Annotated in this window: 1 protein-coding gene; it reads right to left on the reverse strand. The window is 63.9% G+C overall.

The window, feature by feature from the left end; translation table 11 throughout:
* Window positions 1–157 precede the first annotated feature (157 nt).
* Window positions 158–1,172, reverse strand: a 1,015-nt coding sequence (locus tag A2I95_RS40405) for a TRAP transporter large permease subunit (protein ID WP_291737947.1), incomplete at its 5' end; no start/stop codon positions are given.

The following is a 1,172-nucleotide window of genomic DNA, read 5'->3' on the forward strand; positions in this document are numbered from 1 at the left end:
GGAATGCACCGACCTGCCGCCTTATGCCCATGCGCTGCAGGCCGCGCTGAACCGGCCGGTGTTTGACATCATAACGCTGTCGGAGATGGTGCACCGGGCTGCGCTGCGCGCGCCGTTTTCGGGCTTCATCACCTGAGGCGGCGAGAGGCGCGCCCGCTCATGCGGGCGAACGGGTGCTGCCCGGTGTGATGCCGGGCGAATTCGCACAGAGATTTCCAACCCTCAGCCCCGGAATTTTTTGCATGCTCCAGCCCGGCAACCGCCAGATTCCACCAAGCGGTGCCAGGAAATAGGCCGACACCGCAGTGGCGATGGCAAACACACCCGCCGCGCAGGTCACGGTCACCTGAGTAAAGCTCAGCAGTGTGAAATGCTCCGGCAGCACAATCAGCATGGTGGGCGCGTAGACAAACACCATCGGCACCATCAGTTTGCCCAGACCCAGGGTGAAGGCGTTCAGCCCGGTGCGGAACGGGTTCGATCCCGCAATCCCCGCCGCCGCATAAGCCGAGGCGCAGACCGGTGGGGTGATCTCGGAGATCACCCCATAATAAAGCACGAACATATGGGTGGCGAGCGGCGGCACGCCCAGCTGGCTGAGGGCCGGCGTCGCAACCGCCACCAGCATGATATAGAGCGCGGTGGTCGGCAGGCCTGCTCCCATCAGGATACAGGCCATGGCGATCAGCACCAGCGACAGGAACTGCTGGATCGACGGCTGGCTGAACGCCTCGATGGTGGTCCAGTCCAGCAGCGGCGCAATTGCCGTGGCCATATCCGCCGCACCGCCGGTGACCATGAAGCCAAGCCGGAAGCCGACGCCGGTAGTGTTGATCACACCAACCACGATGCCCACCGCAGCCGAGGCCGCGCCCACTGCCAGCGCGTATTGCACACCAACATGGAAGCTGTCGAACAGGTCGCGGAAGCTTTGCCGTTCATTGCGGTGCAGGCAGCCGACCAGCGTCAGCGCCGCCAGCATCCCGGCCATCACCGGCGTGTAGCCCTCACCGGAATAGGGCGAGGCTTTCCAGAATATGAACCCGAGCAGCGCCAGCGGCACCAGCAGGGTTGCGGGTTTGTCAAAGGCGCAGAAGCCGACGACCACACACAGGCTAAGGCCGATAAAGGCCGCCATGTTCGGCGAATAGCCCGAGAACAGCACCAGAAGC

Source organism: Leisingera sp. F5 (assembly GCF_001593695.1).